At 44.6% G+C, this 19562-nt stretch carries 19 protein-coding genes; 12 read left to right on the top strand and 7 right to left on the bottom strand.

Annotated features, from left to right (window positions below):
* Positions 1-37: 37 nt before the first annotated feature.
* A complete protein-coding gene (gene mnmA, locus C7460_RS18415; RefSeq protein ID WP_115869601.1) occupies positions 38-1177 on the bottom strand; it encodes a tRNA 2-thiouridine(34) synthase MnmA in 1140 nt (379 codons plus the stop codon).
* Between the two features lie 381 nt (positions 1178-1558).
* Here mnmA and C7460_RS18410 point away from each other — a divergent pair, with 381 nt between their 5' ends.
* From C7460_RS18410 to C7460_RS18400, 3 genes are all read left to right on the top strand, one after another.
* Entirely contained in the window at positions 1559-3367 is a 1809-nt protein-coding gene (locus C7460_RS18410; RefSeq protein WP_115869600.1) for an acyl-CoA dehydrogenase family protein, read from the top strand.
* 187 nt (positions 3368-3554) lie between these two features.
* On the top strand, positions 3555-4982 hold the full coding sequence (locus tag C7460_RS18405; RefSeq protein ID WP_115869660.1) for a TonB-dependent receptor: 1428 nt from the start codon (positions 3555-3557) through the stop codon (positions 4980-4982).
* An 86-nt stretch (positions 4983-5068) separates the two neighbouring features.
* A complete protein-coding gene (locus C7460_RS18400; protein WP_245986464.1) occupies positions 5069-6262 on the top strand; it encodes a sodium-dependent transporter in 1194 nt (397 codons plus the stop codon).
* A 204-nt stretch (positions 6263-6466) separates the two neighbouring features.
* On the opposite strand, the gene C7460_RS18395 is transcribed toward C7460_RS18400, so the two are convergent.
* Positions 6467-7222: a hypothetical protein gene (locus C7460_RS18395; RefSeq protein WP_115869599.1), complete on the bottom strand. Its 756-nt coding sequence runs from the start codon at positions 7220-7222 to the stop codon at positions 6467-6469.
* Between the two features lie 198 nt (positions 7223-7420).
* On the opposite strand from C7460_RS18395, the gene C7460_RS18390 reads away from it, so the two are divergent.
* The 4 genes from C7460_RS18390 to C7460_RS18375 all read left to right on the top strand — a co-directional run bounded on the left by C7460_RS18390 (position 7421) and on the right by C7460_RS18375 (position 10650).
* Entirely contained in the window at positions 7421-8329 is a 909-nt protein-coding gene (locus C7460_RS18390) for a hypothetical protein (protein ID WP_147303021.1), read from the top strand.
* A gap of 128 nt (positions 8330-8457) precedes the next feature.
* Complete coding sequence (locus tag C7460_RS18385) at positions 8458-8655, top strand: hypothetical protein (RefSeq protein ID WP_115869597.1); 198 nt, start codon at positions 8458-8460, stop codon at positions 8653-8655.
* Between the two features lie 13 nt (positions 8656-8668).
* Positions 8669-9232 (top strand): DUF4136 domain-containing protein, encoded by a 564-nt coding sequence (locus C7460_RS18380; RefSeq protein ID WP_115869596.1) that lies wholly within the window; start codon positions 8669-8671, stop codon positions 9230-9232.
* On the top strand, positions 9232-10650 hold the full coding sequence (locus tag C7460_RS18375) for a Na+/H+ antiporter NhaC family protein (protein WP_115869595.1): 1419 nt from the start codon (positions 9232-9234) through the stop codon (positions 10648-10650). Before C7460_RS18380 ends, C7460_RS18375 begins: the two co-directional genes overlap by 1 nt.
* On the opposite strand, the gene lysA is transcribed toward C7460_RS18375, so the two are convergent.
* Genes lysA through C7460_RS18355 form a run of 4 tightly spaced genes read right to left on the bottom strand, consistent with a single transcriptional unit; the run spans position 10647 to position 14103 of the window.
* Positions 10647-11792 carry a diaminopimelate decarboxylase gene (lysA, locus tag C7460_RS18370; RefSeq protein ID WP_115869594.1) on the bottom strand — a complete coding sequence of 382 codons (1146 nt, stop codon included), beginning with the start codon at positions 11790-11792 and terminating at the stop codon, positions 10647-10649. The two genes, C7460_RS18375 and lysA, sit on opposite strands and share 4 nt — an antisense overlap.
* A gap of 12 nt (positions 11793-11804) precedes the next feature.
* The gene (locus C7460_RS18365) at positions 11805-12404 is read right to left on the bottom strand and encodes a tetratricopeptide repeat protein (protein ID WP_170148094.1); all 600 of its coding nucleotides are present in this window, start codon (positions 12402-12404) and stop codon (positions 11805-11807) included.
* Positions 12405-12429: 25 nt separating this feature from the next.
* Positions 12430-13227, bottom strand: coding sequence for a DUF3108 domain-containing protein (locus C7460_RS18360; protein ID WP_170148093.1), 798 nt, complete (start codon positions 13225-13227; stop codon positions 12430-12432).
* 57 nt (positions 13228-13284) lie between these two features.
* Positions 13285-14103 (bottom strand): 2,3,4,5-tetrahydropyridine-2,6-dicarboxylate N-succinyltransferase, encoded by an 819-nt coding sequence (locus C7460_RS18355; RefSeq protein WP_115869659.1) that lies wholly within the window; start codon positions 14101-14103, stop codon positions 13285-13287.
* Positions 14104-14409: 306 nt separating this feature from the next.
* Here C7460_RS18355 and C7460_RS18350 point away from each other — a divergent pair, with 306 nt between their 5' ends.
* The 5 genes from C7460_RS18350 (at position 14410) to C7460_RS18330 (ending at position 19036) form a co-directional block, all read left to right on the top strand.
* The gene (locus C7460_RS18350) at positions 14410-15078 is read left to right on the top strand and encodes a metal-dependent transcriptional regulator (RefSeq protein WP_115869591.1); all 669 of its coding nucleotides are present in this window, start codon (positions 14410-14412) and stop codon (positions 15076-15078) included.
* Positions 15075-15983 carry a metal ABC transporter solute-binding protein, Zn/Mn family gene (locus C7460_RS18345; RefSeq protein WP_115869590.1) on the top strand — a complete coding sequence of 303 codons (909 nt, stop codon included), beginning with the start codon at positions 15075-15077 and terminating at the stop codon, positions 15981-15983. The genes C7460_RS18350 and C7460_RS18345 overlap by 4 nt, the downstream gene beginning before the upstream one ends.
* A 6-nt stretch (positions 15984-15989) precedes the next feature.
* The gene (locus C7460_RS18340) at positions 15990-16781 is read left to right on the top strand and encodes a metal ABC transporter ATP-binding protein (RefSeq protein WP_115869589.1); all 792 of its coding nucleotides are present in this window, start codon (positions 15990-15992) and stop codon (positions 16779-16781) included.
* Entirely contained in the window at positions 16778-18070 is a 1293-nt protein-coding gene (locus C7460_RS18335; protein ID WP_115869588.1) for a metal ABC transporter permease, read from the top strand. Before C7460_RS18340 ends, C7460_RS18335 begins: the two co-directional genes overlap by 4 nt.
* 90 nt (positions 18071-18160) lie before the next feature.
* Positions 18161-19036, top strand: coding sequence for a metal ABC transporter permease (locus tag C7460_RS18330; RefSeq protein ID WP_115869587.1), 876 nt, complete (start codon positions 18161-18163; stop codon positions 19034-19036).
* Positions 19037-19042: 6 nt separating this feature from the next.
* Here the strand turns inward: C7460_RS18330 and C7460_RS18325 are convergent, their stop codons facing one another.
* Positions 19043-19495, bottom strand: coding sequence for an outer membrane insertion C- signal (locus C7460_RS18325; protein WP_115869586.1), 453 nt, complete (start codon positions 19493-19495; stop codon positions 19043-19045).
* Between the last annotated feature and the right edge of the window lie 67 nt (positions 19496-19562).

Here is a 19562-nt window from a genome sequence, read left to right as displayed (position 1 = left end):
AGCTTACATCTGAAAATGATGAACTAAAATTAACAACCTATTTGGAGGATATTGCTGGCATTTCGGCCAGTTTGGCTTGATGGAAGCTGGATTTGATCCATCCCCCGCCGATCACGTCATTTCCCTCGTAGAACACTGCGGCCTGACCTGGCGCAATTGCCGATACACCTTTACCAAAAAACACTTTCATGGTATCTCCCACCTGCTCTATCACCGCAGGCGTGCCATTGTCATTGTACCGAACTTTGGTAATGGTGTCTTTTCGCTCTCCTTCTATAGAAGCGTATTTTTGCATGGTAAGATTCTTTACATACATACCATCTCTCGACAATTCGTCAAAAGTCCCAAGCACCACCCGGTTTTTGTCTTTTTGAATCTCTGTCACATACACGGGATACCCCAAAGCGATTCCCAAACCTTTTCGCTGGCCTACAGTGTAAAACGGATAGCCCTCGTGCGTGCCAACCACTGTACCATCTTCCAGCACAAATTCTCCACCACTTACCTGATCTTCCAAACCTTCTACCCTGCGCTTAAGAAAACCCCTGTAGTCATTGTCTGGCACGAAGCAGATTTCGTAAGATTCGGATTTGGTCACCAACTCATGGAATCCACGCTCAGTAGCCATGTCCCTTATTTCTGACTTATGCAGGTGACCCAGTGGGTACTTGGTTCGGCTTAAGCTTTCCTGAGAAATACCCCAAAGCGCATAGGATTGGTCTTTGTGCTCATCTTTCCCTTTAGAAATGACAAACCGGCTATTTTCCTCACGCACGTTTGCATAATGCCCCGTAGCGATAAATTCACAGTCCAACTTATCTGCTCTTCGCAACAAAGAGTCCCACTTGATGTGCGTATTGCACAACACACAAGGGTTAGGTGTGCGTCCATCCAGATACTCATTGGTAAAGTGATCGATCACATAGTCACCAAACTCCTCTCTGATGTCTACTATAAAGTGTGGGAAACCCAGGTTTACTGCAATGTTTCTTGCATCATTGATAGAATCGAGACTGCAACATCCTGTCTCCTTTTTAGAACCACCGGAGGTTTGGTAGTCCCAGGTTTTCATCGTCATTCCAATGACTTCATAACCTTGCTCATGGAGCATTACCGCTGCCAATGAACTGTCTATGCCACCACTCATGGCGACAAGTACTCTTCCGTGTTTACTCATAATTTTCGCTTCGCGAGGTTCACAGCCTCGTTTACGTTTCACATTTCTACAGGTGCAGGATTTTCCCGCACCAACCTATTTTCCTTTAAACCAACCAATTGGATATGAAAATAGTGCGCAAAGATAAGCAAAAGACAGGAGGTAATCTCATACCGGCCAATCTATATCCAGTCCCACAAGTACTTGTAAACAACAGCGTTTGGTTCTAAACCATGAAGTTTTAAGAAACTGCTCTTTTCCGCCCCTATTCCCGCGCTGATTTCTGAAATATTTTCTCAAGATTTTTTAAAAAGTATTATGCATGCATAACAAATGTTTATATATTTGAAATGTTATGCATGCATAACAAAATGTACCAGATTCAAAATACATTAAACCAAAATGGAAGCAGTCGCAAACAAATCAACACTTAAAGGAGGTGAGTTTCTCATCAAAGAAACATCCGCTGAGGAAGTCTTCATTCCAGAAGAGTTTTCAGAAGAACAAAAAATGATGGCGGCAGCCACCCAGGATTTTATCGACAAGGAAATTACCCCAAACAGAGACCGAATCGATAATATGGAAGAAGGGCTCATGCCATCACTTATGGAAAAAGCTGGTGAATTAGGACTACTTGGTGTATCCGTACCAGAAGCATATGGCGGCTTAGGCATGAACTTCAACACGGGTATGCTGATGGCCGACATCATAGCTTCTTCTGGTTCGTTTTCTACTGCATACGGTGCGCATACCGGAATAGGCACCCTTCCTATTCTTTACTATGGCACAGAAGAGCAAAAACAAAAGTACATCCCAAAACTTGCGACTGGGGAATGGAAAGCATGCTATTGCCTGACCGAACCAGATGCTGGCTCTGACGCCAATTCTGGAAAAACGAAAGCCAAGCTATCTGATGATGGCAAACACTACATCATCAACGGGCAAAAGATGTGGATTTCCAATGCCGGCTTTGCAGACCTTTTTATTGTTTTTGCCAAAATCGATGATGATAAAAACCTGACGGCTTTTATCGTAGAAAAAGAATACGGCGGCATCACCATGAATGATGAAGAGCGCAAGCTAGGCATCAAAGGCTCTTCTACAAGACAGGTATTTTTCAACGACTGCAAAGTACCCGTAGAAAACATGCTCTCTGAGCGAGAAAACGGCTTCAAAATAGCTGTCAATGTGTTAAACGTTGGGCGTATCAAGCTGGGTTGTGGTGTAATCAATGGCTGTAAATCCATCGCCTCCGAAGCAACCAACTACGCCAATGAGCGAAAGCAGTTTGGCGTTTCCATATCCAGCTTTGGAGCCATCCAAACCAAGCTGGCCAATATGGCAGCAAAAACCTATGCAGTTGAGTCTGCCTCCTATCGGGCAGGTCAGAATATAGATGACGCCATAGAAGCCCTAATTGGTGAAGGAATGGATCCCAGCAAAGCCAAACTAAAGGCACTGGAACAATTCTCGATAGAATGTGCAATCATTAAGATCCACGGATCTGAGGTGCTGGACTACTGTGTGGATGAAGGCGTCCAGGTCTATGGCGGCATGGGCTTTTCAGAAGAAGCCCCTATGGCCAGAGCCTACCGGGATGCGAGGATTACACGTATCTATGAAGGCACCAATGAAATCAACCGAATGCTCATTGTAGGCATGATGCTCAAGCGAGCTATGAAAGGCGAACTGGACCTCTTGGGACCAGCCATGGCTGTAGGCAAAGAACTCACAGCTATCCCGTCTTTTGAGCAACCAGACCTAAGTGCGCCACTTGCAGAAGAAAAAGAGGTACTCAAAAAGCTTAAGAAATCTGCACTGATGGTAGCCGGAAAAGCGGCCGAAACGTTTGGCCCTAAGCTCAATGACGAACAGGAAATACTGATGCACATTGCCGATATGCTCATTGAAATCTATGCTGCAGAATCTACCATATTGCGCACAGAAAAACTCATGAACCTATATGGTGAAGATGGAAGCAAATTATACCAAAATATGTGCAAGCTCTATTTTCACGAAGCAGTACAGAAAATAAAAAACCACGGCGATGAAGCCGTAGCATGCTTCACCGAAGGAGATGAGCTGAAGGTAATGCTCATGGGTATGAAACGGTTTACCAAGTCAACCCCTGTAAATACCAGAAATCTACGTCGTGCTATTGCCGACGTGATGATCCGGGAAAACAAATTCCCCTACAGTTTGTATAGTTAAAAATCGATTATAATTCTACTACTTAAGTTTGAACAAAAGCCGGGTCTCCCGGCTTTTGTCGTTACAGGCTGGGTGTTATTTTTTCAGGAAGTAGAGGCTGGCCAAGAAAGACGACATATTCCTGAGTTAGAAGTTTACTTTAAACGATAGTTGGCATACATTTATGTTTCAAAAGCGGGTATCTTACATGGAATCATTTAAAACACTGACTACCAAGGAAAAAGCACTTTCCCTAAATCTGGACGATCGAATATACGGCACCATTGCAGAAATAGGCGGAGGTCAGGAAGTAGCTGATTATTTTTTCAAAGCGGGAGCGGCATCAGGCACGATAGCCAAAACAATGTCTGCATATGACATGACTTTTTCAGATGCTATTTATGGAAAAAGTGAACGATATGTCTGTGAAGACAAGCTCATGAAGATGCTAGATCGTGAGTATTCGTTGCTTGACCAACGTTTATCACACAGAGCAAAAAAATCACACTTTTTCGCTTTTGCCAACACGGTAGAAATCATCAACTATAAACGCACCAACGAAGGCCACGGATGGATAGGCCTGCGGTTTCAAAAACACCCCAGCTCCCCTCCTAACGACTGTGTCATTCATGTGATTCTGAAAGACAATGACCCACTGTGGCAGCAGCAAGTATTGGGCATGACAGGGGTTAATTTGATCCATAGCTGCTACAACTACTCGGAGCCCGAAGACATTCTCAATTCGCTGCGAGACAACATCCATCCGAGCAGATTGGAAATTGACATGTTTCGCATCACAGGCCCAGACTTTCATCATGTAGACAACAGGCTCATGAGCCTCAAACTAGTGAAAAATGGCCTGACACATGCAGCTATGTTTGATCCAAAAGGCAATGTACTGCAACCATCTGCTGCACTTTATAAGAAAAACATCTTTGTGCTAAGAGGGCGTTTCAGACCTGTGACACACGTCAACGTAGACATGATGATCACTGGCATGCGGGCCTTTCGAAAAGAATCTGATGTAGAAATTCAAAATGTAATACCTCTCGTAGAGCTCACACTCAATGACCTTACGCTGGAAGGAGAAATCGACGAAACAGACTTCTTAGACCGTGTAGACCTCCTTTGCTCCCTGGGACAAAATGTACTGATATCTAATTACCAGGAGCACTACAAATTGGCGTCTTACCTTTCTAAGTTTACCAGACATAAGAAGTTGGGTATTGTATTGGGGTATTACAACCTGGTGAGAATCTTCGATGAGTCTTATTACGAAAACCTCAATGGAGGTATACTGGAGTCTTTCAGCAGATTGTTTGGTAGCAATGTAAAACTGTATGTCTACCCTACTTTAAAGCCAAATACCAGCGAAATTCAGTCCACGAACACCTTCAAAACAGAAGATCACCTCAAAAACCTGTTTAACTATCTGGTCGATAATGACAAGATCGCCGATATCAAAGGTGCTAAAACCGAAAACCTGCATATTATCTCAGATGAAGTGCTGGAAAAGATAGAACGTGGCGAAGTGGGTTGGGAGAAATATGTCCCCAACAAGGTGGCAGATGCCATCAAGGAGAATCATTTATTTAACTACCCCTATGAGGTTCCGATAGATCGCGAAGACCTTTAAACAACTACATCAAAATGATTTAAAACAGACCAAAGCCTCTTTGGTCTGTTTTGTTATATTTGATGCTTTCAATTTTAACTCAAAGTATGGCAAATAGAGGTTCTTTCTCCAGTAAACTGGGGTTTATTTTAGCAGCGGCAGGCTCGGCAGTAGGTTTAGGTAATATTTGGAAATTCCCCTTTGAAGTAGGGCTCGGCGGTGGTGCTGCATTTGTAATGATGTACCTGTTCTTTTGTTTCATACTCTGTTTTCCGGTGATGGTCACGGAGGTTGCCATTGGTAGAAAAACGCAAAAAAATGTAGTAGGTGCTTTCAATGCACTCGGGTACAACAAATGGAACATTATCGGCAAGCTTGGACTCCTGGCTGGGGTATTGATTCTATCGTTTTACAACGTGATTGCGGGCTGGGCCTTTGGTTACTTCTTTGAAATGGCTCAAGGCAATTTTGCTGTTGCCGACAACTTTGGAGCTTTTACTTCAGAAATCTTCAAAGTAGGTCTTTATGCGATTATATTCATGGCCTTCACGGCTTTTTTTGTTGCTAAAGGTGTTTCTGGAGGAATCGAAAAATTAGCTAAGATCTTGATGCCATCCCTCATCGTAATGATCTTGCTGCTGGTAGGCTACTCCCTCACCCTACCCAATAGTATAGAAGGTGTAAAGTTTTACCTGGTGCCTAACCTGGACGCCATCAATATCTCCACTATTGGAGGAGCACTCCGTCAAGCGTTTTTCTCACTTAGCCTTGGAATGGGAGCGCTCATCACCTACGGTAGTTATTTAAGTAAAAATGACAACATCGTGAGCTCATCGGCCTTTATCACCCTGGCTGATGTAGGCATCGCTTTTATAGCCGGTTTGATGATTTTTCCTCTGGTAGCTTACAACAACGGAGGAGACATGAGCCTGGTATCTTCTAACCAGGCCGGACCTGCTTTGATTTTCATCACTCTTCCAGGAGTATTCGAAACCCTTGGTGGTGTAGGCGCATTTGTAGGAGGCTTTTTCTTCTTACTCCTGTCATTTGCCGCACTCACCTCTACGGTATCGCTTCTAGAAGTACCAGTCTCATATGTTGTAGATGAGCTCGGCTATGGCCGAAAGAAAGCGGTGATACTCGTTGCTGTTGTCATCTTCCTCATCGGCATACCTTCTTTGCTGGCAAATGGATACTCAGCGTTTTTCAGCACAGCCTTTACCCTTCCTGGCTCTTCAGACTTCTTGTCCGCAGTAGCTCTGGCCTGGCTGACGTATTGCTGTTGCTCGGTGGATTCCTGATTGTTTCGTTTGCGGCGTATGTATGGAAAAAAGAAAACCTGCACGAAGAGCTCGCTACCGGATATGAAGGGTATCATCAAAGTTTTATCAAAAAGGCTCTGAATGTGGCCATCCTTTATCTTTGCCCGCTCTTGTTGTCAGTGCTTTTCATTTTGGTACTGCTTAGCAACTTCTTCGGAATCTCCGTCTTGTAGTACAAAAACATTACTTTTTAGTAAATGCCCCGGGGTCAGTATTGTTGAAGTAAATCACATACTCACCTCGGGGTAGATTGCTCACATCCACTGTAGCTCCCTTTCCGGTAAGTACTAGATCCCCCCCAGCATCAAAAACCTCATACCTTGCTGATCGCGAAAGAATCAATTCCCGTTCTGCTACAAAAGGCTTAAAAGTTACCGGTTCAGGATAGTGATGAAAATCGATTTCGCGTGAATACAGGTAATTTCCTCCTGGGAAAATATATTTTAGCCTCAGCTTATTAGCCCCCTCTTGAATTTCAGGGAAATGTACGTACATTGCACCCCCGAAAGTACCTTCAGCCTGAATTGTGTCCTGCTCCAGCCAAATCCCCCCTTCGTAGTGTTCCAATACATAAGTTGAATTTGCGCGCTCTCCACGAGTCTGCCACACCAATACAGAGTCTGTCACTGATATTTCCTGAAAGGAAAAGGTCGTATGATAGGTAATAGCATCCCTGTTGATTATGATAGGTGTACACCCTTCCCGATGAGTAATCTTAATATTGACGGGAGAATTTTTGCTCACCCCGTCAAAATCTAACTTGATAGCACTGAGACGGTAATTGTAAGGCTGTGGCTTCCCATTGATACTAATAGCGCTAATACAAAAGGAATTTGACTCCCTGTCAAAGGGGTTTTGAACAAAAAGGGACTTCCCCTGATACACACCTGTATAATGCGTGGTGGCAGGCTCCTGAGGCAAAAAGCCCGCAATGAGCAATTGAATTCTTAAAACTATCGTTAAAATCAGCACAAATAAAGACGATGCAGGTGAAGGGATGAAGATAAGAAAAATTCAATTTTCTACACTCAGACCACTCATTTTTATACTTACCCAATGGTAGATAAAATCAGCTAAATGATTTGAATTACGCCCATTTTCTATTAAATTTTATCTACAACCCAAAAAGATAACGTCATGAGCCCCACTCTACCCCAAATCCTAATTATTGCTGGAAGTATGACCGTATTTGCTTGCAGTCAGGGAGGTAAGCAAACTTCCAAAGAAACCGCAACAGATGCTCCTCTCGAGCTGAAAGGATCATGGCAACTGATAGGCTATGTACCGCACCAGAGCGATGACGGGGAGTGGACCTCTTATGGAGATAGTATCAAATACGAAAAACACTTAACGAACGATCATTTCACGTGGTTTAGCTACGACATCTCCAATGACAAACTGCTAGGTCTGGGAGGCGGACAGTATAAGATAGAAAACGGGCAATACATCGAAGATATCGAATACTTCTACCCTCCAGGGAGTAGTGAACTCGGCCAGGCTATTCCTTTCACCGTAAAACTGGAAAATGATGTTTGGTATCATACAGGCTACGCCAAAGTAATGGACATGGATCCTGAATCCGGAGAGATGATTGTCATCGATTCAAACAAAATAGAAGAAAAGTGGGCGCGAATCAGTGCTCCAGACAATTCCGATGAGCTACACGGAACCTGGGAGCTTGCTTCCTATAGGGAAAAACCTGAAGGCAGTTTTCTAGAATACCCAGACTTTATCGGATACCTCAAACTCATCACTCCCACGCATTTTACCTGGGTGTATTTCAACCAGGAAGGAGACGAAGTATATGCTGCAGGATCTGGACAATATACCTACGACGAAAAGCAATACTCTGAAACAATCGATATGATCTACCCCATCAATAGTGGTCAGGTGGGCGAAACCGTACCTTTTCAAGCTAGCCTGGAAGATTCTGAGTGGAGTCACACGGGGTACCTTCCGGTAGTGAGCATAGACACCAACACTGGAGATATAGTGCGAGATTCTTCACTAATCGATGAGATCTGGATGCGACACAGAGACAACTGACCGTTAGTAAGGTTTCTTATATAAATTAAAAAAACGTTGTGGATTGGTTACCTTTTCCTTAATTTTTGTATTAAATCAAGAATCAATTCTACTATATTTACAATACGTTACCAAAACATCCCAATAGCATGCAATTTATTTGGTACAATCCCGACATTGACGCATACCAGAAAGGTACCATGAAGGACTATGATGTGGTCATCACCACTAGTTCTAACGTAGACAGGTTTGATATTCTTTATGAATTTTCAGATACCCCTGAAAAGCTTATCAATAAAATTCTACAATCACTGAACACCGTACGCCAACTCGAGCTGGCAGGATGACGTATCTGCATATATGAGTATACTGAAAAGCACAGCAAGGCTTATGATCTTAGGAGGGATTATAAGCCTTATTTTTTGGAGCTGTAGCCCAAAAGTCATTCATTTTACAAATGAAAAAGCACGGTTTGCTGCATATGAAACTTACGAAATCGTAAACTACAAGTCTGGTCAGCGTGAAATATCCGCTGAAGGCGTGGAGGTTCAGTCCATTATCGCTTCAGAGTTGGAAAAACAGATGGATGAGCGGTCTTACAGGCGCGTATCGAATGATCCGGAGCTGATTTTACGGTATGAGCTAGTCTCTGCTCAGCGTTCTGAAGTGACAGAGCGCACCTCTTTTTATAATTTTAACTACAGAGAGTATACGATCCGCACAATTCTAGAATCAGTTATTTTACTTGAACTGACTGACCGGACTACTGGAAAACTCGTGTGGCAAGCCAGTGTGGACCTCAACAAATACGCAAAAAAAGACAGCAAAGAAGAAATCCTTAAAGATGCAATCGCAATGCTTTTCGATACGTACCTTTACCGGGCAAAATCCAATCGTAAAGACGAATCACTGAAAACCCACTAATGACAGATTTTGGTTTTTTATCCATCCTACCCCCACTTTTTGCCATTGTATTGGCTATCCGCACCAAACAAGTACTGATTTCCCTCCTATTAGGACTTGCCCTGGGTTATATCATCATAGCTGGTGGCAATGTATTTCAGGGATTGCTAAATACTGTAGATGCACTCATCGACGTATTTGCGAGTCCGGGAAACACGCGAACTATTTTGTTCACCTTGCTCATTGGCGCCCTCATTCAGCTGATCAAATACTCAGGAGGCATTAATGGCTTTGTAAAAACAATTCAAACGAGTATCCTGCGAAGCAAGCAGCCAAAATCCAAACTTCAGGTGGCCGCTAGTCTCACAGGTTTTCTGATTTTTATTGAATCAAACATTTCAATACTTACTGTAGGCACGGTATTTCAATCGCTTTTTGATCGGTTTGGCATATCACGCCAAAAACTCGCCTATCTGGCTGACAGCAGCTCAGCTCCATCATGCATCCTTTTTCCTATCAACGCCTGGGGTGCCTATATCATTGGCTTACTGGCTGTCTATGAGGGCGTAGCTCCTTTTCAGACGCTTCTTTACAGTATCGGGTACAACTTCTACCCCATTCTTACCCTTATTTTAGTTTTCACATTGGCGGTAACAGGTAAAAACTTCGGGCCAATGAAACGATTTGAAGCGCAGACTTCTGCACCGGTCAAAAGCATTTCCAACCCAGCATTGGAAGACGATGGAAAGGCCAGAAATATGCTTATTCCTCTGGCGGTAATGATCATCTCTATGCCGCTATTTTTAGTTTATACAGGCTGGAACCCTCAGGAAGATCAGACACTGGGAGCCAACCTTTGGGCATCTATTGCGGATGCTTCGGGCTCTGCTGCGGTACTATATGCTGTGACGCTCGCGGTTATGTTTGCGGGCGCATATTATGCGTTTCAAAAGAAAATCAATCTCACAGCATTCATCGAAGAAAGCATGGCAGGTATGAAAGATATGCTTTCTATGGCTACCTTAATGATGATGGCCTTTGCTATCGGCAATCTCTGTAAGGCTCTGGGCACGGGTGTGTATGTAGCTGGGGTAACCGAATCATGGCTTTCTCCATCATTGGCGCCGGCTGTCATCTTTGTCACAAGTTGTTTTATAGCCTTTAGTACAGGCACCTCATGGGGGACCTTCGCCATCATGATATCTATAGTGGTACCGCTCGCTCAGGCGGTAGATCTGCACCTGCCACTGGCAGTAGCAGCCGTGCTGGGTGGTGGCGTCTTCGGAGATCACTGTTCTCCAATATCTGACACCACGCTGATAGCATCCATGGCCTCCGGCTCTGATCACATCGATCATGTACGCACGCAGTTGCCCTATGCTTTGGCCACCGGAGGACTGGCTATCTTACTGTATCTGGTTATTGGTTTTGCGATTTAGAAATCTTCCGAATAATACGGCTTAGCTAGTTCGCGAGCATTATAGGTGTTTTTCATGGTCTCACCATATGCTCCAGCCGAACGAATCACCAAAAAATCACCGCGTTTGGTTTCAGGCAGCATCAGCCCTTTTCCAAACGTATCTGACGACTCGCACACTGGCCCCACTACATCGTATTTCTTTTCTTCTGATCGCCCAGACAAGCTAATCACTTTGTGCTGTGCCTGATAGAGTGCCGGACGCATGAGGTCGTTCATACCCGCATCGATGATCAGGAAGTTGGTATCACTACCCTCTTTGACATAGAGCGCTCTACTGATAAGTGAGCCACACTGGCCTACTACAGATCGTCCTAATTCAAAATGCAGCTCCTGACCGGGCAACAATTCCAGGTTTTCATGAAAAGTTTTGAAGTAGGTCTCAAAGTCAGGCACAGGGTTTTCATCGGGGTTTTCGTAATCTATACCCAATCCACCCCCAACATTAAGGTGAGGTAGCTCCACGCCTTTAGCCACAAGCTTTTGCTGAATGTCATTCACCCGAACAGCAAGGTTTTTGAAGCGCCCCAGATCCATGATTTGAGAGCCTATGTGGTAGTGCAGACCAATGAAATGAATATTGGTCATGGCCTGGATCTGGACCAATGCTCCAAAAAGCTCATCTTCAGAGATGCCAAATTTATTCTCTTTCGCTCCTGTAGTGATGTAATGATGGGTACCTGCATCTATGGCAGGGTTGATCCGAATGGATACATTAGCCACCTTCCCCTTTTTGGTCGCAATCTCATTGATCACTTCCAGCTCCTGAATGGATTCAACATTGAAGGAAAAGATGTTCTGATCTATGGCGTATTGGATTTCCTTATCGGTCTTACCTACTCCTGCGAGTACGACATGACTCGCGTCAAAATCATTTTCCAACCCAATTCGAATTTCATTACCGCTAACACAGTCCACACCAAACCCAGCCTTTCGGATGCGCTCCAGAATACGTGGATTGTTGTTAGCCTTGAGGGCATAGTGGATGTGATAGCCGTACCTATTGGCCTGCCGAATAGCCGAAATCGTCTCATCCAGAATAGAGAGATCATAAAAATAAAAGGGCGTTTCCAGATTAGAAAAGCCCGCTAGAAAATCTTTCAAGACTTTGGAAAGTTATTTACAATACTTTTTTAGTATGGATTTAGCCTCGGGCACGTTGAGGTTTACGGCCTTTCGGAAATCCTCACAAGCAGAACTTGACTGCTTTTTGTGCACCTTCAAAGCTCCTCTGTATAGATAAGCTTCGCCATAGTCTCGGTTAATGTTGATGGCCAAACTGTAGGACTCCAACGCACTGTCTACATAGCCGAGCTGGTGCTTAGCTCTGGCTACTAAAAAGTGCGCCTGTGCAGAGTTTTCGTTAAGTTCTATCGCCTTATCAGCAAACAAAACTGCCTGATTATAAGACTTCATTCGATAGTAGAGCTTAGCCAGGCTCAAATTTGCATTCAGGTTTCTTTCGTCTTTTTCCAGTACCTTGAGAAAATCAGCTTCTGCTTTCTCTAACTGCCCAGTCTCTTCGTAGGATCTACCTCTATTGTACAAGATGTGAACACTCTCTTGATGAGACTCCAGTTCGGCATTGTAGGCAGCAATGGCTTCCTTATACTTTCCCAGACTGTAAAGTTTATCCCCTTTACTCACCTTTTCACCACCACAGGCTGCCACAAAAGCAAATACTGCGACGAAAACAAAATTCCTGATAACATTCATAATTAGGCGCAAATATAGAAACAGACTATTGATAATCGGGACCATACTTTATATTTCTATAAGAAGTAAGGTCACAATAGGCTTTTCCAAAAAACATTTCGGCCTCAATTCGCAACGGAAGGTGGTTCGGATCGGCAGATATCCATGCAATGATACCTTTTTCGTTAGGAAAAATATCACTCGGTGGAATGAGGAAATACAATCGATGTGCTGAGATCTCTCCTACTTTAGAATCCATTGTTTCCTTCCCATCATAGACAAGCCTGAAATTGTAAAGCTCATCTTCATAGAAAGTCTTTACCCGAATGGTGTCCCCTTTCGAATATTGGGAAAAGTTGAGGTTGCGCAAATACAGATAGGAGCTCATTAGGTCGTACACCTCACCCTGAATTTCATATACGCGCTTCGGTTTGCGTTGTTCTTTTCTAGGGTCATAGCGTAGCACCTCTACTTTGCCAGCTTCATGGTCAAAGTATGTACGCTCTACACGCATGTATTTCCCCTCTTCGATATCACGATAGGCATGTAATGGCAACAAGTTATCCTTGCGCACATAGGCACCCCACCGATCATCCACGTGTGTAAATACTCCAAGCAAGCCAGCAGTGGAGCCTTTCACATCTACTTTAAAGCAATCAGTGTTTTGGTATGGGTGGTAGTTGTTGTCTATATCCAGGGAGGCTTTGCCCACGGTAAACCATCCGTAGCTCAGCTTAAATTCGAGGTGTTCTCCCTTTTTGAAGTTATGACGATCCACAGGAGCACTGCTTGTGGGCTGTGCTCCAGCGGAAAGTAAACTTAATAACAATACGATTATCAGCATATAAGTCAGCCGTTGGCCCGAGCATATCGATAACAACATGTGTGCCAACAAAATTTCTTAAACTGCAACGTTATTTTCTCTAAGCGCAGAATTGAGAGAAGTCTTCTTATCTGTGCTTTCTTTTCGCTTGCCAATGATCAGCGCACATGGCACTCCATACTCGCCTGCCGCAAACTTCTTCGGCATGGTACCTGGTATCACCACTGAACGCTCTGGCACATACCCCCTGTACTCTACAGGCTCGTCTCCAGTTACGTCGATTATCTTAGAGCTTGAAGTCAACACAACGTTAGCTCCAAGAACAGCCTCTTTACCTACTCTTACGCCTTCTACCACGATGCAACGCGAACCAATAAATGCGTTATCTTCTATAATAACAGGAGCAGCTTGCACTGGTTCTAAAACTCCACCTATTCCTACACCGCCACTCAGGTGAACACCTTTACCTATCTGCGCACAACTTCCTACTGTAGCCCAGGTATCTACCATTGTGCCTGAATCAACGTAAGCGCCTATATTTACATAAGACGGCATTAGCACTGTATCACGATTGATAAATGCACCATATCTAGCGATTGCATGAGGCACTACTCGGACGCCCAATTGATCGTATCCAGACTTCAATTTCATCTTGTCGTGAAACTGAAAAGGCCCCACTTCTATCAGCTGCATTTTCATCATAGGGAAGTATAGGATTACAGCCTTTTTCATCCACTCATTCACCTTCCATCCAGAGCCATCTTCTAAAGGCTCAGCAATACGACGTTTGCCAATATCCAAATCATCGATAAGCGTTTTGATCGCTACCGAAACTTCCTTCTTAGTAATCAATGATCGATCCTCCCAGGCGGATTCTATGATTTCCCGTAATTCCATTTGCTTTATTAAAAGTGAGTAAAATTCTGAAACAGCAATATTAATCAGCGTGGGGACATGCCAAAAGAATATCAAGCTTTATTTGAACGAATATCTATAAAAATACCGGCACCTTCAGCAAATATTGATCTTCTACTAATTCATGAAGTTCTCTACAAACACTCAATTCCAACGCTCAACAACAGTTCATTTAATACTTTCATAAACTCACTCTTAATATCTGATTTTTAAACTATTATAGGTCTTTAAACGATAACAATGAAAAATATTTTTAGATATATCTAAAGATATTTTTAACTTTGACACATGAACCCCGAACTAAGTCTGACAGAAGAAAACTACCTGAAAGCTATATACCACCTATCTGAAGATAGCGGACTGGATGTATCTACCAATTCTATAGCAGATGAGATGGCTACCAAGCCTGCATCAGTGAGTGACATGCTACGCCGGCTGTCCAAAAAAGGTGTGGTCCACTACCAGAAATACCGTGGTGTTTCCATTACAGATTCCGGCCGAAAAATAGCGCTGCAAGTAATTCGCAAGCACCGCCTTTGGGAAGTTTTTCTAGTGGAAAAATTGGGCTTCAACTGGGATGAAGTGCACGATGTAGCAGAGCAACTCGAGCACATCAAATCTTCCCTTCTCACACAACGTCTAGATAAGTTTCTAGGCCACCCCACCATGGATCCTCATGGAGACCCCATTCCAGATGAAAATGGAGAGATCAAAGAAGCTCCTCAACTGCCCCTTGCAGACCTTCAACCAGAGACTCAGGGCATCGTGGTGAAGGTGCCTGATAGCGACCCTTCCCTACTCCGACACCTTGACAAACTCAACATGAGACTGGGGTCTAAAATTATGATTCATGACAAAGTCGAATTTGACAATTCGGTATTGATTCAAATTGACGAACACGAAAAAATTTACCTCTCCGGTGAGATTGCCAAAACGATAATGTTAGCAGTAAAATGAACAGATTTTTCACGCTCTTTTTCATCATATTTTTTTGGGGCTGCACCCCTTCTAAAGAAGCAAATAACGACCTCCTAAAAGTGGTCTCTACCACCGGGATGTTGCACGATGCTGTGGTCAATATAGCCGGTGACAAAATGGATGCCGAAGCCTTGATGGGCCCGGGGGTAGACCCACACCTTTATAAGGCTACACAAGGTGATTTGGCCAAGCTCAACAAGGCAGACATTATCATCTATAATGGACTACTGCTCGAAGGAAAAATGGGAGATATACTACAAAAGCTGAGTAGGCAAAAAACTGTTTTGGCGGCAGCCGAAAATCTAAACAAGACCGAACTACTCTCCAGCGTGCAGTACGAAAACACCTATGATCCTCATGTGTGGTTTGACGTAAACCTCTGGAAGCAGGTGGTTCAAAACATCAGCACAACACTACAGCAGGTGGACTCGACTAACGCTAATTATTACCAGCAAAACACAGTGCAATACCTGGAAGAATTGGAAGCACTCCACTCCTATGCTACCTCCACACTAGCATCCATTCCTGAACAGCAACGAATTCTGGTAACCGCTCATGATGCGTTTCGCTACTTTGGTAGAGCGTACAACATTCGCGTAGAAGGTATTCAGGGGATTTCCACAGTTTCTGACTTTGGCCTAAGGGACATTGCGGACATTACAGACCTGATAATTGACAATGAAATCAAGGCCATTTTTGTGGAAACGAGCGTTTCTGACAAAGCCATAAAAGCTGTGCTGGAGGGCTGCAAGCAGCGCGGACATGAAGTAAAACTGGGCGGCTACCTCTACAGTGATGCCATGGGCGAGCCTGGTACCGCAGAAGGTACCTATATCGGGATGTTTCGAAGCAATGTGGCCACTATTACACAATCTCTAAAATAAGTACCAATGATCGAGCAAGTACAAAATCCAGCATTAGAGATTCATGACCTTACGGTAAGCTATGACAAAAAGCCAGTGCTGTGGGGAATAGACTTGAGCGTGCCCAAAGGAGCCATTGCTGGCATAGTAGGACCAAATGGTGCCGGCAAATCTACACTCATCAAATCTGTAATGGGTCTGGTACCGCTGAGCTCCGGGTATGTAAAAATCTTCGATGAGGAGCTGAATACCGTACGCAAGCGAGTGAGCTACGTCCCACAACGCGAATCAGTGGACTGGGACTTTCCTGCTTCGGTACTGGATGTGGTGATGATGGGCAGATACTCTAAAGTAGGCCTAATGCGCCGCCTGAGAAAAGCAGATCTGGAGGCCGCGCGCTATGCGCTACAGCAGGTAGGCATGGAAAAATTTGAGAAACGTCAAATCTCCCAGCTCTCGGGAGGCCAACAGCAGCGGGTGTTTTTGGCCCGAGCCCTCACCCAACAAGCCGACATCTACTTTATGGATGAGCCCTTTGCCGGGGTGGATGCTGCCACCGAAAAGGCTATTATCCAACTACTCAAAGAGATGGCTAGCCAGGGAAAAACAGTCATTGTAGTGCATCATGACTTACAGTCTGTCGCTACCTATTTCGACTGGATCATCATGCTCAATCTCCGCCTGGTGGCCTCCGGCCCCACCGAAAAGGCCTTTTCGCAAGAGCTACTAGAAGAAACCTATGGCGGCAAACTCACCCTACTGACTGAAGTAGGCGAACTCATGAAAAAAGGCCAGTACCCTACACGAGAAAAGCAATGAAAGAAGTATTCATAGAATTCTTTGGTATGCAAAACCCCAATGTCCGCTATGTGGTACTGGGGTCGGTGTTGCTTTCGATCAGTTCGGCCATCGTGGGCTGCTTTACTTTTTTGAAGAAAAAAGCCCTGGTAGGTGATGTAGTGTCCCATGCGGTATTACCCGGCATCTGTCTATCGTTTATAGTGACGGGTACCAAGGACCCTTTTATGCTGATCATCGGAGCATTTATTACTGGTTGGCTTTCGATCTTAGTGATGGACTACATCGTCCAAAACTCAAAAATCAAAGAAGACACCGCCACCGGATTGGCTTTATCAGTATTCTTTGGCATAGGCATTTTACTCCTAACAGTGATCCAACACTCCGGTAATGCAGCACAAAGTGGCCTGGACAGCTTCCTTTTTGGAAAGGCCGCCGCCCTGATAGGCAAAGACCTCTTGGCCTTTGGACTGATTGCTATAGTCATATTAGCAACCGTTTTTCTGTTTTACAAAGAATTCAAGCTCATCTGTTTTGACCCTGATTACGCTGAGGCCATAGGCGTACCCGTAAAAAAAATGGAGATGCTCCTCACCTCCATCACGGTGATGGCGGTAGTTACGGGCATACAAGCAGTAGGTGTAGTACTCATGGCCGCCATGCTCATTACACCGGCAGCAGCAGCAAGGTTTTGGTCGGACCGACTGTCCTTCATGCTGGTGTTGGCTTCTATATTTGCAGCCTTGTCGGGAGTTAGTGGTGCATTTATCTCCTACACTACCCCATCAATGCCTACTGGCCCCTGGATTGTGATGGTTTTGTCATTGATTGCAGTGTTCTCCTTTTTCTTTGCTCCAGGTAAAGGCATCATCATAAAGCTTCTCAAACGCCGTAAAATTCAGATGCAACTACTGGAAGAAAACCTACTCAAAAGCTTTTACAAAATAGGCGAGATCACCGAAGACTTTAAAGCAGCTCGTAGTAATGCAGAGCTAAAAGAGGTACGAAGGTTTAGCTCAGGGCAATTTAGAGAAGGACTCAACCGTCTGGCAAAACAGGGCTTTATCAAAAGAAATAATGGCACCTGGTCGCTGACAGCTGAAGGTCTGCAAAAAGGCCGAAGAGTGGTCAGGCTACACCGCCTGTGGGAACTATACCTGACTAAATACCTAAGAATAGCACCTGACCATGTGCACGAAGATGCAGAAACGATCGAACACGTGATCACTCCGGAGCTAGAAGCCCGTTTGGAAAAACTCCTGGAATACCCAGACGAGGATCCGCACAGTTCGAATATTCCGTATAATTAGGAAGGAGACAGAAGACAAAAGATTCGAGACTTTAGACATAAGACTTTAGGTAATGGATAACCGACAAAAAGACATAAAAATCGCTAAGCAATGAATGACCTGATTATCATAGTCACGGGCTCACTGGTCGCTATTTGTTGCGGGATACTGGGGTGTTTTCTTATTCTACGCAAGATGGCCATGGTCAGTGATGCCATCTCTCATGCGGTGCTACCGGGAATTGTGATTGCATTTATGCTTGGCAGCGACCTGGACTCTATCTGGATGCTGGTAGGTGCCGGGCTTGTGGGGGTATTTACTACTTTTCTTATAGAGTTTTTTCACCGGCAGGGAAAGCTACAAACCGACGCTTCGATAGGTGTTACGTTTACCTGGCTTTTCGCTATAGGCGTGATCATGGTATCATATTATGCCGGAGATGCGCATATCGATCAGGACTGTGTGCTATACGGTGAAATCGCTTACGTACCCATAGACCCTATCATTACTGACAGTGGTAGCGTATTGGGGCCAAAAGCGCTCATTGTACTCAGCATCGTATTGCTGGTAATTCTCGCGGTGATTCTCCCATTCTACAAAGAGTTTTTCCTGACCTCCTTTGACCCGGCCTATGCGGCAGCCATCGGGATATCTGCTACTATATGGCACTACTTGCTCATGAGCCTTGTCTCTATCACTACCGTCGCGTCGTTCGAATCCGTGGGAGCTATACTCGTGGTAGCCTTTCTCATCGTGCCTCCAGCTACGGCCTACCTGATCACCACCCGACTCCACCATATGATCGGGCTCAGCTGTGTTTTTGGTATACTAGCGGCCATTTTAGGCTACTACATCGCCTACTGGATAGATGGATCTATAGCAGGAGCTATGGCCACAGTAGCCGGCCTCAACTTCGGATTCGTTTTTGGGTGGACCCAAATAAAAAAGGCCCGTCCTGTAACGAGCCCTCCAATTTCTCAAGATTAGTTCCGATTATTCACCATCAAAAATGTATCGGACATTGAGTCCAAACAGGCCAAAATACAGGTCTGTGGTCTGTACCAACGTGAGTGTAGGGCGCCAATCGGCACTGACGGACAATGGCACATCCGCTATGCGGTACTCCAGGCCTATTTCAGCCATGGCCGAGATCCATATCGGGTCGTTGATGTATAGACCCGGACCTGCACCTGCATACCAGTAAAAGCCAGGCTCACCAAACTCCTCAAAGGGCAAATACACGAAATCCCACAGGGCATCAACTCCCAGTCCTCCGTGACCAGCTGACACATCGGCATGGATACGATTGAACTTTCCGGTAGAAAAAATAGCATCCAAAGCCACGTTACCACCGGTCACGTCTCCGAAGCGCAATCCTAACTCTTGTGCAGATGAAGCTGTAATCATTCCACCTACTAAAAAACAAATGAGTAATACCTTTTTCATTGCTATGTGTTTTCGATTTTGCGGCAAAAGTAGTGTACGAACAGCTATTTAAACCAATCAAATTCAG

Source organism: Marinoscillum furvescens DSM 4134 (assembly GCF_003386095.1).
Lineage (GTDB): Bacteria > Bacteroidota > Bacteroidia > Cytophagales > Cyclobacteriaceae > Marinoscillum > Marinoscillum furvescens.
This window is presented reverse-complemented; position numbering and strand designations above follow the sequence as displayed.